This window comes from Parasphingomonas frigoris (genome assembly GCF_036663815.1).
In the GTDB taxonomy this organism is placed as follows: Bacteria; Pseudomonadota; Alphaproteobacteria; order Sphingomonadales; family Sphingomonadaceae; genus Sphingomonas.
This window is the reverse complement of record NZ_JAXOJQ010000001.1, coordinates 210008-225259: the sequence shown is the minus strand read 5'-3', so window position 1 is coordinate 225259 and position 15252 is coordinate 210008. Positions and strand designations below refer to the sequence as shown.

The window sequence follows — 15252 nt, the reverse complement described above, 5'->3', positions numbered from 1 at the left end:
GCCGTCAGAACAGCGCTTTCGCCGCGAACATCGTCGCCACGCCGAGCGGTGCGAGCAGGAGCCAGCCGATCGGCGACACGAACACCGCCGACACCGCGATCACCGCGCTCTCGACCGGGGTCGCACGGCCCGAATAGGCCTCGGCCGGATCGTCGAAGTACATAACCTTGATGACGCGCAGGTAGTAATAGGCGCCGATCACCGAGGCGACGAAGCCGACCACAGCGAGCGGATAGAGCCCCGCATTCACCGCCGCGGTGAACACCGCCAGCTTGGCGTTGAAGCCGAGCAACGGCGGAATGCCCGCGAGCGAGAACATGAAGATCGCCATCGCCAGCGCCAGACCCGGCCGCGAGCGCGACAGGCCCGCCAGGCTCGCCAGCGTCTCGACCGGCTGGCCCTCGGCATCTTTCATCTGCAGGACGACGACAAAGCTGCCGAGCGTCATGACGACATAGACGGTGAGGTAGAACAGCACCGACGCGACGCCCTCCTGCGTACCGGCGGCAAGGCCGACGAGCAGGAAGCCGACATTGTTGATCGACGAGTAAGCCAGCAGCCGCTTGACGTTGGTCTGACCGATCGCCGCGACCGCCCCGAAGATGATCGACGCGAGCGACGCGAAGATCACGATCTGGCGCCACTGGTCGGTCGCCGGACCCATCGCCTCGATCGCGACGCGCACCGCGAGCGCGACCGCCGCGACCTTCGGCGCCGAGGCGAAGAAGGTCGTCACCGGGGTCGGCGCGCCTTCATACACGTCGGGGGTCCACATGTGGAACGGCACTGCGCTCATCTTGAAGGCGAGGCCTGCGAACACGAACACCAAGCCGAAGGTCAGCCCGAGCGAATGGCCTGCGCCATAGGCCGTCGCGATCGACGAGAAGAGCGTCGTGCCGCTGAAACCGTACACAAGGCTGATACCGTAGAGCAGGATGCCGCTCGCCAGTGCGCCGAGCACGAAATATTTGAGGCCCGCTTCCGCCGAACGCGTATCGCGCCGCATGAAGCTTGCCAGCACGTACGCCGCAAGGCTCTGCAGTTCGAGACCGACATAGAGCGTCAGCAGATCGCCCGCCGACACCATCATGCCCATGCCCGCTGCCGACAGCAGGATCAGCACCGGATATTCGGGACGGAGATCGTCACCGCGACCCTGCGCGAAGAAGCGCGGCGCGATCAGGATCGCAACCGCCGAGGCGACATAGATCAGCACCTTGGCGTAAGCCGCAAAGGCATCGGCGCGGTACAGCCCTTCGAAGGCGGCGCCACCCTTGGACGCCGGCCCGAGCAACGCCAGCCCGGCGCCGATCAGCACCGCAACCGAGGCCCAGGACACCAGCCGGGTCGAGCCCTGCCCGCCCCAGGCGGACACCAGCATCAAAGCGATCGCCCCTGCCGCGAGCACAAGCTCGGGCAGCGTCATCAACAGCGAAGCGTTCATGGCCGTGCCTCCGCATGGGCCGCGGGCGTGGCCGGAGACTTGCCCGGCGTCGGCAGCGAGTCACCCTTGGGCGTCGCGCGTGCGATCCGTGCCTCGAGCGTCGCGACATCGCTGCGCATCGGGGCGAGGAAGCTCTCGGGATAGACGCCCATCCACAGAGCGACCGCAGCGATCGGTGCGAGCAATGCCATCTCGCGCAGGCTGATGTCCTTCATCGCACGGACGTCGTCATGAACGATCTCGCCGAAAACGACACGGCGGTAGAGGTAGAGCATGTAAGCGGCACCCAGGATGATGCCCGTCGTGCAGAGCAAGGTTGCAGTGGTGGAGACGCGATAGGTCCCGGCGAGCGAGAGGAACTCGCCGACGAAGCCGCTGGTCCCCGGCAGGCCGATCGAGGCCATCGTGAAGAACAGGAACAGCAGCGCATAACGCGGCATGTTGATCGCCAGACCGCCATAGCGCGAGATCTCGCGGGTATGGAGCCGGTCGTAGATCACGCCGACGCACAGGAACAAAGCCGCCGAGACGAGGCCATGCGACAGCATGACGATCATCGCGCCCTCGATGCCCTGCCGATTGAAGGCGAACAGGCCGATCGTCACGATCGCCATATGCGCGACCGACGAATAAGCGATCAGCTTCTTCATGTCGGACTGCACCAACGCGACGAGCGAGGTGTAGATCACCGCCACCGCCGACAGCGCTAGGATCAGCCAGGTCAGCTGTGCCGAGGCCTCGGGGAACATCGGCAACGAGAAGCGCAGGAAGCCGTATCCGCCGAGCTTCAGCAGCACGCCCGCCAGGATCACCGACCCTGCGGTCGGCGCCTGCACGTGCGCGTCGGGAAGCCATGTGTGGAACGGCCACATCGGCATCTTCACCGCGAACGAGGCGAAGAAGGCGAGCCACAACCAGGTCTGCACCTGCACCGGGAAATCGGTGTTGAGCAGCGTCGGGATGTCCGAGGTGCCGGCGAAATTCACCATCCACAGCATCGCCACGAGCATCAGCAGCGAGCCGAGCAGCGTGTAGAGGAAGAATTTGTACGACGCGTAGATCCGGTTCGCACCGCCCCAGATGCCGATGATCAGGTACATCGGGATCAGGCCGGCTTCGAAGAAGATGTAGAACAGGAACAGGTCCTGCGCCGCGAAGGTGCCGATCATCAGCACTTCGGTGATCAGGAACGCCGCCATATATTCCTGGACGCGCTTCTCGATCGCGACCCAGCTCGCGCCGATGCAGATCGGCATCAGGAAGACGCTGAGCATGACCAGCAGCAGCGCGAAGCCGTCGAGGCCGAGCTTCCAGCTGAACACGCCGAGGCTGACGGCATTCTCGACGAACTGCCACTGCGCCCCGCCGATGTCGAAGGTCGACCACAGCACGATCCCGAGCACGAAATCGATCAGCGTCGCGATCAGCGCGATCCAGCGTGCGCCCTGTGCACTGACGAAGAGGCACGCGACCGCCGCAAGCGCGGGGATGGCGAGCATCACGGAGAGGATGGGGAAGCCGGTCATTGTATCCCCGTCACCCCGGCGAAGGCCGGGGTCGCTACGTTGGTGTGTCCGGCGTCAGCCCCATTCGGCTGGCCGGCCCCGGCCTGCGCCGGGGCGACGAAAAAGAGGCGCGCGCTCATCGCGTGATCGCCCAGGTGACGGCGCCGGTCAGACCGAGCAGCATGACAAAGGCATAAGTGTAGACATATCCAGTTTGCAGCTTTCCGGCGACGCGCGAGCCTTGCGACACGACCCAGGCCGAGCCGTTGGGGCCGAGCCGGTCGATCGTCTTCTCGTCACCCCGGTGCCAGAAGAAGCGGCCGATGGCGAAAGCGGGTTTGACGAACAGCAGATTGTACAGCTCGTCGAAATACCATTTGTTGAGCAGGAAGTCGTAGACCGGAGCATAGGTCTCGGCGAGCTTCCGCGGCGCGTGCGGCGAGCGGATGTAGAAGATGTAGGCACCGAGCAACCCGGTCAGCATCGCGATCGACGCCGACAGTTTCACACCCAGCGGCACCTCGTGCATCGCGTGCATCAGATGCTCGCGGAACGCGATCGCGCCGTGCCAATATTCCTCGCCCGCGGTCGGCTCGATGAAATAGCCGTGGAACACGAAGCCCGCCGCAATCGCACCGATCGACAGGATGATCAGCGGCAGCAGGATCGGGAACGGGCTCTCGTGCGGATGATAGCCGCCCGTGCCGTCGCCATGCGTCGTGAACACCGGATGCGCCTGGACGACATGCCCATGGTCGTGGCCGTGATCATGCGGCTCGCTGCCCTGCCCTTCCTCGGCGGCTTCGCCGTGGTGGGCATGCGCTGCCGTCGTGCCATGATCGTCATGGCCAGCATGCACGGCGTCATGGCCGTGGCCATGCGCGTCGTGGATCGCGTGCTGGATATGCTCGGACTGCTCCCAGCGCGGCTTGCCCCAGAAGGTCAGGAACATCAGGCGCCACGAGTAGAAGCTCGTCAGCAGCGCGACGATGATCCCGACGATCGATGCGCCATGCTGGCCCGAAGCCCACGCCGCCTCGATGATCGCATCCTTCGAATGGAAGCCGGCGAAACCGATCGCGAGCGGGTTGCCGAACACGGCGGGGATGCCGACGCCGGTGATCGCCAGCGTCCCCATCATCATGCCCCAGAAGGTGATCGGGATCGATTTCCGCAGGCCGCCATAATAGCGCATGTCCTGCTCGTGATGCATCGAGTGGATCACCGAACCGGCGCCGAGGAACAGCAAGGCCTTGAAGAAAGCGTGCGTGAAGAGGTGGAACATCGCGGCGCCATACGCACCACAGCCAGCGGCGAAGAACATGTAGCCGAGCTGCGAGCAGGTCGAATAGGCGATCACGCGCTTGATGTCGGTCTGCACCAGCCCGACGGTCGCCGCGAACAGGCAGGTCGCGGCACCCACCGTCATCACCACGGTCAGCGCGAAAGGCGAGGTCTCGAACATCGGCGACAGGCGGCACACCATGAACACGCCAGCGGTGACCATCGTCGCCGCGTGGATCAGCGCCGACACAGGGGTCGGGCCTTCCATCGCGTCGGGCAACCAGGTGTGGAGCCCGAGCTGCGCCGACTTGCCCATCGCGCCGACGAACAGCAGCAGGCACAGCACCGTCATCGTATCGAAGCGGCCACCGAAGAAGCCGATCGTCGATCCGGCCATCCCCGGCGCGAGCCGCAGGATCTCGGGGATCGAGACGGTGTTGAACACCAGATAGGTGCCGAAGATGCCGAGCATGAAGCCGAGATCGCCGACGCGGTTGACGACGAACGCCTTGATCGCGGCAGCGTTGGCGCTGGGCTTGCGGAACCAGAAACCAATCAGGAGGTAGGATGCGAGACCCACGCCTTCCCAGCCAAAGAACATCTGGACGAGGTTGTCGGCGGTCACGAGCATCAGCATCGCGAAGGTGAACAGCGACAGATAGGCGAAGAAGCGCGGCTGGTCGGGATCTTCCTCCATATAGCCCCAGCTATACAGATGGACGAGCGCCGACACCGACGTGATGACGACGAGCATCACCGCGGTCAGCGCGTCGACGCGCAGCGACCAGTCGATCCGCATATCGCCCGAATGGATCCAGTCGAGCACCGGCGTGACCGTCGCTTCGCCACCACCGAGGTAATGGATGAAGATCGGCCAGCTCAAAGCGCACGACGCGAACAGCGCACCGGTCGTCACGACCTTCGGCAAGATCGCGCCGAAGCTCTTGTTCGCGAAGCCCGCGACGATCGCCGCGAGCAGCGGCAGGAAGACGATGAAGAGGATCACGAAATTTACCCCTGCATCCGGTTGGCGTCGTCGACCGAGATCGTCCCGCGGCTACGGAAATAGATGACGAGAATGGCGAGCCCGATCGCGGCCTCACCCGCCGCGACGGTCAGCACGAACATCGCGAACACCTGGCCGACGAGATCGTGGAGATACCCCGAGAAGGCGACGAAGTTGAGGTTCACCGCGAGCAGGATCAACTCGACCGCCATCAGCATGACGATGAGGTTCTTGCGGTTGGCGATGATGCCGAGCACGCCGAGCGCGAACAGGATCGCGCCGACCACGAGATAATGGCCGAGACCAATCACAGCTCAATTCCCTTGCCGACGGTAGGTTGGGTGTTGCGCGTGGCATCCTGCGGACGCCGTGCGTTCTGGCGGCTGACATTCTGCGCGCGCGCACCCTTGCGCTCGCGGTGCGTCAGCACGATCGCGCCGATCATCGCGACGAGCAGCACGAGCCCCGCGCCTTCGAACACGAACAGGTAGCGCGTGTAGAGCAGCATCCCGAGCGCCTCGATGTTGGGCACAGTGTCGGGCGTCGGCGCGGCACGGCGCGCGAGCTCGATCTTGCCGGCGCTCCAAGCGCCGAACGCAACCATGATCTCGGCCGCGAGGCCGACCGCGAACACCGCGCCGATCGCCGCATATTTGGCAAAACCAGCGCGCAGCTCGGCAAAGTCGATGTTGAGCATCATCACGACGAACAGGAACAGCACCGCGACCGCGCCGACATACACGATGACGAGCAGCATCGCGATGAACTCGGCGCCGACCAGCACCATCAGCCCTGCGGCGTTGAAGAAGGCCAGGATCAGCCACAGCACGGCGTGCACCGGATTGCGCGCGGTGATGGTCAGCGCGGCGGACGCGATGACCATGAACGCGAACAGGTAAAAGGCGATTGCTTGGATCACGGAATCAGTGGGCCCCTCTAAGTCGCGTGGCGCTTAACGGTACGGTGCATCGGCGGCAAGGTTCGCCGCGATGGCGCTTTCCCAGCGGTCGCCGTTCGCGAGCAGTTTCGCCTTGTCATAGATCAGCTCTTCGCGCGTTTCGGTCGCATATTCGAAGTTCGGGCCTTCGACGACGGCGTCGACCGGGCAGGCTTCCTGGCACAGGCCGCAGAAGATGCACTTGGTCATGTCGATGTCGTAGCGCGTCGTGCGGCGGCTGCCGTCGTCGCGCGGTTCGGCCTCGATCGTGATCGCCTGCGCCGGGCATACGGCCTCGCACAGCTTGCACGCGATGCAGCGTTCCTCGCCGTTCGGATAGCGCCGCAGCACATGCTCACCGCGGAAGCGCGGCGAGATCGGGTTCTTCTCGAACGGATAGTTGATCGTCGCCTTGGCCTTGAAGAAATATTTCAAGGTCAGCGTGTGCGCCTTGAGAAATTCCCAGAGCGTGTACGACTTGATGATCTGCCCGATGTTCACGAGCGCTTCTCCGTCTGGTTCGCGGACGCGGCCTGGCACACGCCATCGGTGGGATAGCGCTGACGACCGTCGTCATAGAGATATTGCTTGGAATAGACCCGGTCCTGCGGCGCGCACTCGGTGCCGACGCGGGTGAGCATCAGCACACCCGAGACGAGGAACACCCAGAACAGCGACAAAGGCAGGAAGATCTTCCAGCCCAGCCGCATCAGCTGGTCGTAGCGATAGCGCGGCACGGTCGCCTTCACCCAGCTGAACAGGAAGAAGAACACCAGCATCTTGATGAAGAGCCAGATGATCCCCGGCACCATGTACAGGATCGGGATGTCGAGCGGCGGCAGGTAGCCACCCCAGAACAGCGTCGCGTTGAGCGTGCACATCAGGATGACGTTGGCATATTCGCCGAGCCAGTAGAGCGCGAACGACATCGACGAATATTCGGTCTGATAGCCGGCAACGAGCTCGCTCTCCGCCTCGGTCAGATCGAACGGTGCGCGCTGCGTCTCGGCGAGCGACGAGATGAAGAACACCACCGCCATCGGGAACAGCAACGGGTTGATGAAGAAGCCGTTGATCAGGCCGAAGCCCATGCCCTTCTGCGCCTGGACGATGTTCGTCAGGTTGAAGCTGCCGGTCCACAGCACGATCGAGATCAGCACGAAGCCGATCGCGACTTCATACGACACCATCTGCGCTGCGGCGCGGATCGCCGAGTAGAACGGATATTTCGAGTTGGACGACCAGCCGGCGAGGATGATGCCGTACACGCCGAGCGACGACGCCGCGAGCACGTAGAGCAGACCGACGTTGATGTCGGCGATCGCGGCGCGCGCATCGAACGGCACCACCGCCCAAACGATCAACGCCACCGTGAAGGTGATGATCGGCGCGAGCAGGAAAAGCACCTTGTTCGACGCGGACGGGATGATGGTTTCCTGCAGGAACACCTTCAGACCGTCGGCGAACGACTGGAGCAGGCCGAACGGCCCGACGACGTTGGGGCCGCGGCGCAGCGCCATCGACGCCCAGATCTTGCGATCGGCATAGATGATCATCGCGACCGACAGCATCAGCGGCAGCGCGACGAGCAGGATGTCCATCAGCGTGGCGGCGAACCACGCCCAGCCATAGTCCCAGCCGAAGCGATAGGTGAAGAAGGAGGTCATTCCGCCGCCTCCGCAAAGTCGACACCGTGGACGAGTTCGGACGAGCAGCGCTGCATCGTCGGGCTCGCGCGGCAGATGGCGTTGGTCAAGTAGAAGTCCTGGATCGGATAGCCGGTGATCTCGCCGGTCACGCTCGCGTCGAGCGCGGGCGGTGCCCAGTCGAAGCTGGCGAGGCCGAGCGTCGCCAAAGCAGGCGTATCGCTCGCCATGTTCGCGCGCAGTTCCTCGATCGTGTCGAACGGCAGCGTCTTGCCGAGCACCGCCGAGAGCGCCCGCAGGATCGTCCAGTCGTCACGCGCGTCGCCCGGTGGGAACACTGCCCGCTCTCCGCGCTGCACGCGACCTTCGAGGTTGACGTAGGTGCCCGACTTCTCGGCATAGCTCGCGCCCGGCAGGATCACGTCGGCAGCCGCCGCACCCTTGTCGCCATGATGGCCGACATAGACCTTGAAGCTGCCAGCGAACTTGCTGAAATCGACTTCGTCGGCGCCGAGGAAGAAAGCGAGCTTAGGCGCGGCCGCGACGAGATCGGCGATGCCGCCCTTCTGCGCGAATCCGAGCATCAATCCGCCCATCCGGCTCGCCGCCATATGGACGACGTTGAAGCCGTTCCACGCATCCTTGAGGAGGCCAAGCGGCGAAACCAGCGCGAGTGCTGCGCCGAGCGCCTTGAGCCCTGCCCCGCCGACGATCACCATCGGACGCTCGGCCGAAGCGAACGCCTCGGTGACGGCTTCCGGCAGGTTGCCGAGCAGCGCCAGATCGGCGCCGAGCCACTCGACCTTGTAGGTCAGCTCGGTTTCCGGCCCGATCGCGAAGACCTTGGCGCCCTTCTTGATCGCCTTGCGGATCCGCGTGTTCACCAGCGGCGCTTCCCAGCGCAGGTTGCTGCCGACGAGCAGGATCACGTCGGCCTTTTCGGTGCCGGCGATCGTCGTGTTGAAATTAACCGCGGCGAGGCTCGACGTGTCGTAATCCATGCCGGTCTGGCGGCCTTCGAGCAAGGTCGACCCCATGCTCGCGAGCAGCGCCTTGGCGGCATACATCGTCTCGGCATCGACCAGGTCACCCGCGACCGCAGCAACGCTCGAACCCGCATCGACCGCCGCGATGGCAGCGAACGCTTCGTCCCACGTCGCCTTGGTCAGGCGCCCGTCCTTGCGGATGTACGGCGTGTCGAGGCGCTTGCGCACCAGGCCGTCGACGGCGTGGCGAGTCTTGTCGCTCGCCCACTCCTCGTTCACGTCCTCGTTGATCCGCGGCACGGCGCGCAGCACCTGGCGACCGCGGCTGTCGAGCCGGATGTTGGTGCCGACCGCGTCCATCACGTCGATCGTCAGCGTTTTCTTCAATTCCCACGGACGCGCCTCGAAAGCGTAGGGCTTCGAGGTCAGCGCACCGACCGGGCAGAGATCGACGACGTTGCCCGAAAGCTCGCTCGTGACCGCGCCTTCGAGGTACGACACGATCTGCATGTCCTCGCCGCGACCGATCGCGCCGATTTCCTCGACGCCGGCGACTTCCTCGGCAAAACGGATGCAGCGCGTGCACTGGATGCAGCGCGTCATCACCGTCTTGACGATCGGGCCCATATATTTCTCGGTGACCGCGCGCTTGTTCTCGTCATAGCGCGAGTGGCCGCGGCCATAAGCGAGGCTCTGGTCCTGCAGGTCGCATTCGCCACCCTGATCGCAGATCGGGCAATCGAGCGGGTGGTTGATGAGGAGGAACTCCATCACCCCTTCGCGCGCCTGCTTGACCATCGGCGAGTTGGTGAAGATCTCCTGCTTGTCCGCCGCCGGCAGCGCGCACGACGCCTGCGGCTTGGGAGGGCCAGGCTTCACCTCGACCAGGCACATCCGGCAATTGCCGGCGATGCTCAGGCGCTCGTGATAACAGAAGCGCGGAATTTCCTTGCCGGCGATCTCGCACGCCTGGAGCACGGTGGCACCAGCGGGCACTTCGACTTCGACGCCATCGACTTTGACAATAGGCATTATTCAGCCGCTTCCATCATCGGCGAGAGACCACCACCGCGCTTTTCCGTAATCCGCCGCTCCATTTCTGGGCGGAAGTGCTTGATCAGGCCCTGGATCGGCCAGGCCGCGGCATCGCCGAGCGCGCAGATCGTGTGGCCTTCGACCTGCTTGGTCACCTGGTACAGCGTGTCGATCTCGGAGATGTCGGCGTCGCCGGTGCGCATCCGCTCCATCACGCGCCACATCCAGCCGGTGCCCTCGCGGCACGGCGTGCACTGGCCGCAGCTCTCATGCTTGTAGAAATAGGACAGCCGCGAGATTGCGCGGACGATGTCGGTCGACTTGTCCATCACGATGATCGCCGCGGTGCCGAGCCCCGAGCCGACCTTCTTGAGGCCGTCGAAGTCCATCGGGCAGTCCATGATCTCGGCCGCCGGAACGAGCGGCACCGAGGAGCCGCCGGGGATGACCGCGAGGAGGTTGTCCCACCCGCCGCGAATGCCGCCGCAATGCGTCTCGATCAGTTCGCGGAAGGTGATCGACATCGCCTCTTCGACCACGCACGGCTTGTTCACATGGCCGCTGATCTGGAACAGCTTGGTGCCGCGGTTGTTCTCGGCGCCGAAGCTGGCGAACCACTCGGGGCTACGGCGCAGGATCGTCGGGACGACCGCGATCGACTCGACGTTGTTGACCGTCGTCGGGCAGCCATAGAGCCCCGCCCCTGCCGGGAACGGCGGCTTCAGGCGCGGCTGGCCCTTCTTGCCCTCGAGGCTCTCGAGCATCGCGGTCTCTTCGCCGCAGATATAGGCGCCAGCGCCGCGATGGCAGAACACGTCGAAATCATAGCCCGACCCGCAAGCGTTCTTGCCGATCAGACCCTTGTCATACGCCTCGGCGATCGCCGCGAAGAGCACTTCGGCCTCGCGGATATATTCGCCGCGAATGTAGATGTACGCCGCGCGCGCGCGCATCGCGAAACCCGCGATCAGCGCGCCCTCGATCAGCTTGTGCGGATCATGCCGGATGATCTCGCGATCCTTGCACGAACCCGGCTCGGACTCGTCGGCGTTGATCACCAGGAAGTTCGGGCGATCCGCCTTCGGCTCCTTGGGCATGAACGACCATTTGGTGCCGGTCGGGAAGCCAGCGCCGCCACGACCGCGCAGGCCCGACGCCTTGACCGCATCGATCAGCGCATCCTGACCGCGCGCCATCAGGCCCTTGGTGTCGTCCCAGTCACCGCGCTTGATCGCGGCGTCGAGGTTCCACGGCTGGAAGCCGTAGACGTTGGTGAAAATGCGATCCTTATCGGCGAGCATCAGCCCCACTCCCCGCGATAATCGTGATTCTCGTCGACCATCGCGACGAGGTTGGTCGGGCCACCCGCGGCGCAGCTGTCGCGACGCCCGGTCTGCGAGCCAGGCGTCACCGTCCCGCCCGTGGCGAGCGCCTCGAGGATCGCGGTGGTCTTGTCGTAATCGAGGTCTTCGAAATTATCGTCGTTGATCTGGACCATCGGAGCGTTGGCGCACGCCCCCAGGCACTCGACCTCGGTCAGCGTGAACATGCCGTCGGGCGTCGTGCGGCCCTTGATCAGACCCTTGTTCTTGCATGCCGACAGCACGTCGTCGCTGCCGCCGAGCAGGCACGGCGTCGTGCCGCAAACCTGGACGTGATAGCGGCCGACCGGCGCCATGTTGAACATCGTGTAGAAGCTGACGACTTCATAGACGCGCATGTACGGCACGCCGATCTGGCGCGCGACGAACTCGATCACCGGAACCGGCAGCCACCCTTGCGTCTGCGTCTCGGCGCCGACCTGGCGCTGCGCGAGATCGAGCAGCGGCAGCGACGCCGATTGCTCGCGACCCTTGGGATAGCGGCCGAGGATCTCGTTCGCTTTCTTCTGATTCTCTTCGGTCCAGGCGAACGCGCCCCAGCGCGCGCGGGTCTCGGCCTCGTCAGGAATTTTGGGCGCTTCGGCCATTAGCGGATGAACTCCACGCGGTCGACTTTGTCGCCGACGAACGAATAGATGGACATGACTTCGAACGCTTCGCCGCCGGGTGCGCGCGAAACATTCTCGTGCAGGACGACGGTGTCGCCGAGCACGTAGGACGACAGGATCCCGGCATGGTTGTGCGGGAACTGCGCGAACATCGCCTTGAGCCCCGAACGCACGCCTTCACGCCCTTCGCGGACGACGGCGCCGCGATAGGTCGCCTCGCACGCGGCGTCGGTCATCAGCTCGACATAGCCGTCGGCATCCTGCGCATTGTACAGCGCGATCATGCGATGCGCGGTCTCGAGCTTGCCGGTCACCGGTCGCACTCGCCGAACACGATATCCATCGCCCCCAGGATCGCGGTGGTGTCCGCAAGCATGTGGCCCTTCGACATGAAGTCCATCGCCTGCAGGTGCGAGAAGGCCGTCGGGCGGATCTTGCAGCGGTACGGCTTGTTGGTGCCGTCGGCGACGAGATACACGCCGAACTCGCCCTTGGGGCTTTCGGTCGCGACATAGACGTCGCCGGCCGGCACGTGGAAGCCCTCGGTGTAGAGCTTGAAGTGGTGGATCAGCGCTTCCATCGAGCGCTTCATCTCGGCGCGCTTGGGCGGCACGACCTTGCGGTCGAGCGACGCGATCGGCCCTTCGGGCATCTCGTTGAGGCACTGCTTCATGATCCGCGCCGACTGGCGGACTTCCTCGACGCGCACCATGAACCGGTCATAGCAATCGCCGCGCGTGCCGACCGGCACGTCGAAGTCCATCCGGTCGTACACATCGTAGGGCTGCGACTTGCGCAGATCCCAGGCGATACCCGAGCCGCGGATCATCGGGCCCGAGAAGCCCCACTTGATCGCATCGTCGCGGCTGACCGTGGCGATGTCGACGTTGCGCTGCTTGAAGATGCGGTTGTCGGCGACGAGCGAAATCGCGTCTTCGAACAGCCGCGGCAGGCGCGTGTCGAGCCAGTCGGCGATGTCGGTCAGCAGCTTGAGCGGCGCATCCTGATGGACGCCGCCCGGACGGAAATAGGCGCTGTGCATGCGTGCGCCCGAGACGCGCTCGAAGAAGTTCATGCAATCTTCGCGGATCTCGAACAGCCACAGGTTCGGCGTCATCGCGCCAACGTCCATGACGTGCGACCCGAGGTTGAGCATGTGGTTCGAGATGCGCGTCAGCTCGGCGAACAGCACGCGGAGGTACTGCGCGCGCAGCGGCACTTCGAGATCGAGCAGCTTCTCGACCGCGAGCACATAGCTATGCTCCATGCACAGCGGCGAGCAGTAATCGAGCCGGTCGAAATACGGCAGCGCCTGCATGTAGGTCTTGTATTCGATCAGCTTCTCGGTGCCGCGGTGCAGCAGGCCGACGTGCGGATCGACCCGCTCGATGATCTCGCCGTCGAGCTCCATCACCAGGCGCAACACGCCGTGCGCGGCCGGATGCTGCGGACCGAAGTTGATCGTGTAGTTCTGGATCTCGACGTCGCCGACCTCGGGGTCTTCGCCGTCGAAACGCTTTTCGAGCTGGTCGAGATACTCTGTCACTGGTTCTGCCCCTTGGGGGAGGGAACGACGTCGGGATCGGCGGGCTTCTCGCCGGCACCCGGACCGGGCTTGCCGGCGCCCGATTGCGCGGTGCTCTCGGTCGTCTTCGGGTCGCTCGGCGCGGCCTTTGCCGACACGTTGGCGTCGGCCTTGACGATCTCGTCGGCCTTGAGTGGCGTCGGAGCACCCTTCTCTTCGGGCAGCTTTGCCTTCTCGTCGCCCGGGAGGACGTATTCGGCACCTTCCCATGGGCTCATGAAGTCAAACGTGCGGAAATCCTGCGCGAGCTGGACGGGCTCGTACACGACGCGCTTGGCTTCTTCCGAATAGCGCAGCTCGACATAGCCGCTCAGCGGGAAGTCCTTGCGCTGTGGATGACCGCGGAAGCCGTAATCGGTCAGGATGCGCCGCAGATCGGCATTGCCCGAGAAGAGCACGCCATACATGTCGTACACTTCGCGCTCGAGCCAACCCGCGACCGGCCAGATGCCCGTAACCGACGGTACCGGCTTCTCGTCATCGGTCTGCACATGCACGCGGATGCGATGGTTGCGCGTCAGCGAGAGCAGGCAATAGACGACTTCGAAGCGGTCGACCCCGCGATCGGGATAGTCGACGCCAGCGATCTCCATCAGCTGCTGATATTCGAGGCCGGGCGTATCGCGCAGCGCGACCATCGTCTCGACCAGCGAGGCGCGATCGACGTGCAGCGCGACTTCGCCGACGGCGTCGAGCGAGTGCAGCAGACGGCCACCGAGCGCGGCCGAAGCCGCGTCGATCACGCCGTCATTGGCGACATAGGCAGGTGCAGGCGCCCTCACCGTTCAATCGTCCCGACGCGGCGGATCTTCCGCTGGAGCTGCATGATGCCGTAGAGCAAAGCTTCGGCGGTCGGCGGGCAGCCCGGCACGTAGATATCGACCGGAACGATCCGGTCGCAACCCCGCACGACGCTGTAGCTATAGTGATAATAGCCGCCGCCATTGGCGCACGAGCCCATCGAGATGACGTATTTCGGCTCCGACATCTGGTCGTAGACCTTGCGCAGCGCCGGGGCCATCTTGTTGCACAGCGTGCCCGCGACGATCATCACGTCCGACTGGCGCGGCGACGCGCGCGGCGCGGCGCCGAAGCGCTCGAGATCGTAGCGCGGCATGTTGACGTGGATCATCTCGACCGCGCAGCACGCCAGACCAAAGGTCATCCACCACAGCGAGCCGGTGCGCGCCCAGTGGAACAGGTCCTCGGTCGAGGTGACGAGGAAACCCTTGTCGCCGAGCTCGCCGTTGAGATCGTTGAAGAACGCGTGATCGGGCTGCACGATCGGGTTCGGCCCGGCATCACGCAACAGTTCGACGGGGCCCGAGTGACCGGGCAGGCTTGGTGCTACTCCCATTCGAGCGCTCCCTTCTTCCATGCATAGACGAGGCCGAGCGCGAGTTCGACGATGAACAGCATCATCGAGCCCCAGGCGACCCAGCCGAGTTTGAAGACCGATACGGCCCAGGGATAGAGAAACGCCGCTTCCAGATCGAAGATGATGAACAGGATGGCGACGAGGTAGAAGCGCACGTCGAACTGGCTGCGCGGATCCTCGAATGCGGGGAAACCGCACTCATATTCGCTGAGCTTCTCGGCCGTGGGCTTGTGCGCCCCGGTGAAGCGTGCAGCCAGGATCGGCAGGAACACGAAGGCGCTCGACAGCACCAGGGCTACGCCCAGGAACAGCAGAATCGGGAGATATTGCGACAGGTCGACCAAGGTGCTTCTCGCATGTGCGAACGGATGCCCGGGGCTTTAGGACGATGCCCCGAGGCGGGCAAGGCTTTGAGGCGTGAGAATGAATCGCAACAAGCCCGGCGATGCGCGGCGC

Annotated in this window: 15 protein-coding genes; all 15 read right to left on the bottom strand. The window is 64.5% G+C overall.

The features are described 5' to 3' along the window. Positions 1-4: 4 nt before the first annotated feature. Positions 5-1444, bottom strand: coding sequence for an NADH-quinone oxidoreductase subunit NuoN (nuoN, locus tag U1872_RS01000; protein ID WP_332791012.1), 1440 nt, complete (start codon positions 1442-1444; stop codon positions 5-7). Beyond that, entirely contained in the window at positions 1441-2970 is a 1530-nt protein-coding gene (locus U1872_RS00995; protein WP_332791011.1) for an NADH-quinone oxidoreductase subunit M, read from the bottom strand. Before U1872_RS00995 ends, nuoN begins: the two co-directional genes overlap by 4 nt. Before the next feature lie 115 nt (positions 2971-3085). After that, the gene (gene nuoL / locus U1872_RS00990; protein WP_332791010.1) at positions 3086-5239 is read right to left on the bottom strand and encodes an NADH-quinone oxidoreductase subunit L; all 2154 of its coding nucleotides are present in this window, start codon (positions 5237-5239) and stop codon (positions 3086-3088) included. 5 nt (positions 5240-5244) lie between these two features. After that, positions 5245-5550, bottom strand: a complete 306-nt coding sequence (gene nuoK, locus U1872_RS00985; protein WP_010187224.1) for an NADH-quinone oxidoreductase subunit NuoK — start codon at positions 5548-5550, stop codon at positions 5245-5247. After that, the gene (locus U1872_RS00980) at positions 5547-6158 is read right to left on the bottom strand and encodes an NADH-quinone oxidoreductase subunit J (RefSeq protein WP_140849773.1); all 612 of its coding nucleotides are present in this window, start codon (positions 6156-6158) and stop codon (positions 5547-5549) included. The genes nuoK and U1872_RS00980 overlap by 4 nt, the downstream gene beginning before the upstream one ends. 33 nt (positions 6159-6191) lie before the next feature. Further along, positions 6192-6677 (bottom strand): NADH-quinone oxidoreductase subunit NuoI, encoded by a 486-nt coding sequence (gene nuoI, locus U1872_RS00975; protein ID WP_133189365.1) that lies wholly within the window; start codon positions 6675-6677, stop codon positions 6192-6194. Then, positions 6674-7843: an NADH-quinone oxidoreductase subunit NuoH gene (gene nuoH / locus U1872_RS00970; RefSeq protein ID WP_332791009.1), complete on the bottom strand. Its 1170-nt coding sequence runs from the start codon at positions 7841-7843 to the stop codon at positions 6674-6676. Before nuoH ends, nuoI begins: the two co-directional genes overlap by 4 nt. After that, positions 7840-9840, bottom strand: coding sequence for an NADH-quinone oxidoreductase subunit NuoG (gene nuoG, locus U1872_RS00965; protein ID WP_332791008.1), 2001 nt, complete (start codon positions 9838-9840; stop codon positions 7840-7842). The genes nuoH and nuoG overlap by 4 nt, the downstream gene beginning before the upstream one ends. Next, positions 9840-11144, bottom strand: coding sequence for an NADH-quinone oxidoreductase subunit NuoF (nuoF, locus tag U1872_RS00960; RefSeq protein WP_140849777.1), 1305 nt, complete (start codon positions 11142-11144; stop codon positions 9840-9842). The genes nuoG and nuoF overlap by 1 nt, the downstream gene beginning before the upstream one ends. After that, positions 11144-11812, bottom strand: coding sequence for a complex I 24 kDa subunit family protein (locus tag U1872_RS00955; RefSeq protein WP_332791007.1), 669 nt, complete (start codon positions 11810-11812; stop codon positions 11144-11146). Before U1872_RS00955 ends, nuoF begins: the two co-directional genes overlap by 1 nt. Beyond that, positions 11812-12117, bottom strand: a complete 306-nt coding sequence (locus U1872_RS00950) for a nuclear transport factor 2 family protein (RefSeq protein WP_332791798.1) — start codon at positions 12115-12117, stop codon at positions 11812-11814. Before U1872_RS00950 ends, U1872_RS00955 begins: the two co-directional genes overlap by 1 nt. Before the next feature lie 26 nt (positions 12118-12143). Continuing rightward, positions 12144-13379, bottom strand: coding sequence for an NADH-quinone oxidoreductase subunit D (locus U1872_RS00945; protein ID WP_133189376.1), 1236 nt, complete (start codon positions 13377-13379; stop codon positions 12144-12146). After that, the gene (locus U1872_RS00940) at positions 13376-14200 is read right to left on the bottom strand and encodes an NADH-quinone oxidoreductase subunit C (RefSeq protein WP_322162899.1); all 825 of its coding nucleotides are present in this window, start codon (positions 14198-14200) and stop codon (positions 13376-13378) included. The genes U1872_RS00945 and U1872_RS00940 overlap by 4 nt, the downstream gene beginning before the upstream one ends. Then, positions 14197-14775, bottom strand: a complete 579-nt coding sequence (locus tag U1872_RS00935) for a NuoB/complex I 20 kDa subunit family protein (RefSeq protein WP_332791006.1) — start codon at positions 14773-14775, stop codon at positions 14197-14199. Before U1872_RS00935 ends, U1872_RS00940 begins: the two co-directional genes overlap by 4 nt. Then, on the bottom strand, positions 14766-15140 hold the full coding sequence (ndhC, locus tag U1872_RS00930; RefSeq protein WP_332791005.1) for an NADH-quinone oxidoreductase subunit A: 375 nt from the start codon (positions 15138-15140) through the stop codon (positions 14766-14768). Before ndhC ends, U1872_RS00935 begins: the two co-directional genes overlap by 10 nt. Between the last annotated feature and the right edge of the window lie 112 nt (positions 15141-15252).

Coding starts and splice junctions, on each gene's coding strand:
- nuoN (WP_332791012.1), bottom strand. CDS start 1,444: ATGAACGCTTCGCTGTTGATGACGCTGCCCGAGCTTGTGCTCGCGGCA.
- U1872_RS00995 (WP_332791011.1), bottom strand. CDS start 2,970: ATGACCGGCTTCCCCATCCTCTCCGTGATGCTCGCCATCCCCGCGCTT.
- nuoH (WP_332791009.1), bottom strand. CDS start 7,843: ATGACCTCCTTCTTCACCTATCGCTTCGGCTGGGACTATGGCTGGGCG.
- nuoG (WP_332791008.1), bottom strand. CDS start 9,840: ATGCCTATTGTCAAAGTCGATGGCGTCGAAGTCGAAGTGCCCGCTGGT.
- nuoF (WP_140849777.1), bottom strand. CDS start 11,144: ATGCTCGCCGATAAGGATCGCATTTTCACCAACGTCTACGGCTTCCAG.
- U1872_RS00955 (WP_332791007.1), bottom strand. CDS start 11,812: ATGGCCGAAGCGCCCAAAATTCCTGACGAGGCCGAGACCCGCGCGCGC.
- U1872_RS00950 (WP_332791798.1), bottom strand. CDS start 12,117: ATGATCGCGCTGTACAATGCGCAGGATGCCGACGGCTATGTCGAGCTG.
- U1872_RS00935 (WP_332791006.1), bottom strand. CDS start 14,775: ATGGGAGTAGCACCAAGCCTGCCCGGTCACTCGGGCCCCGTCGAACTG.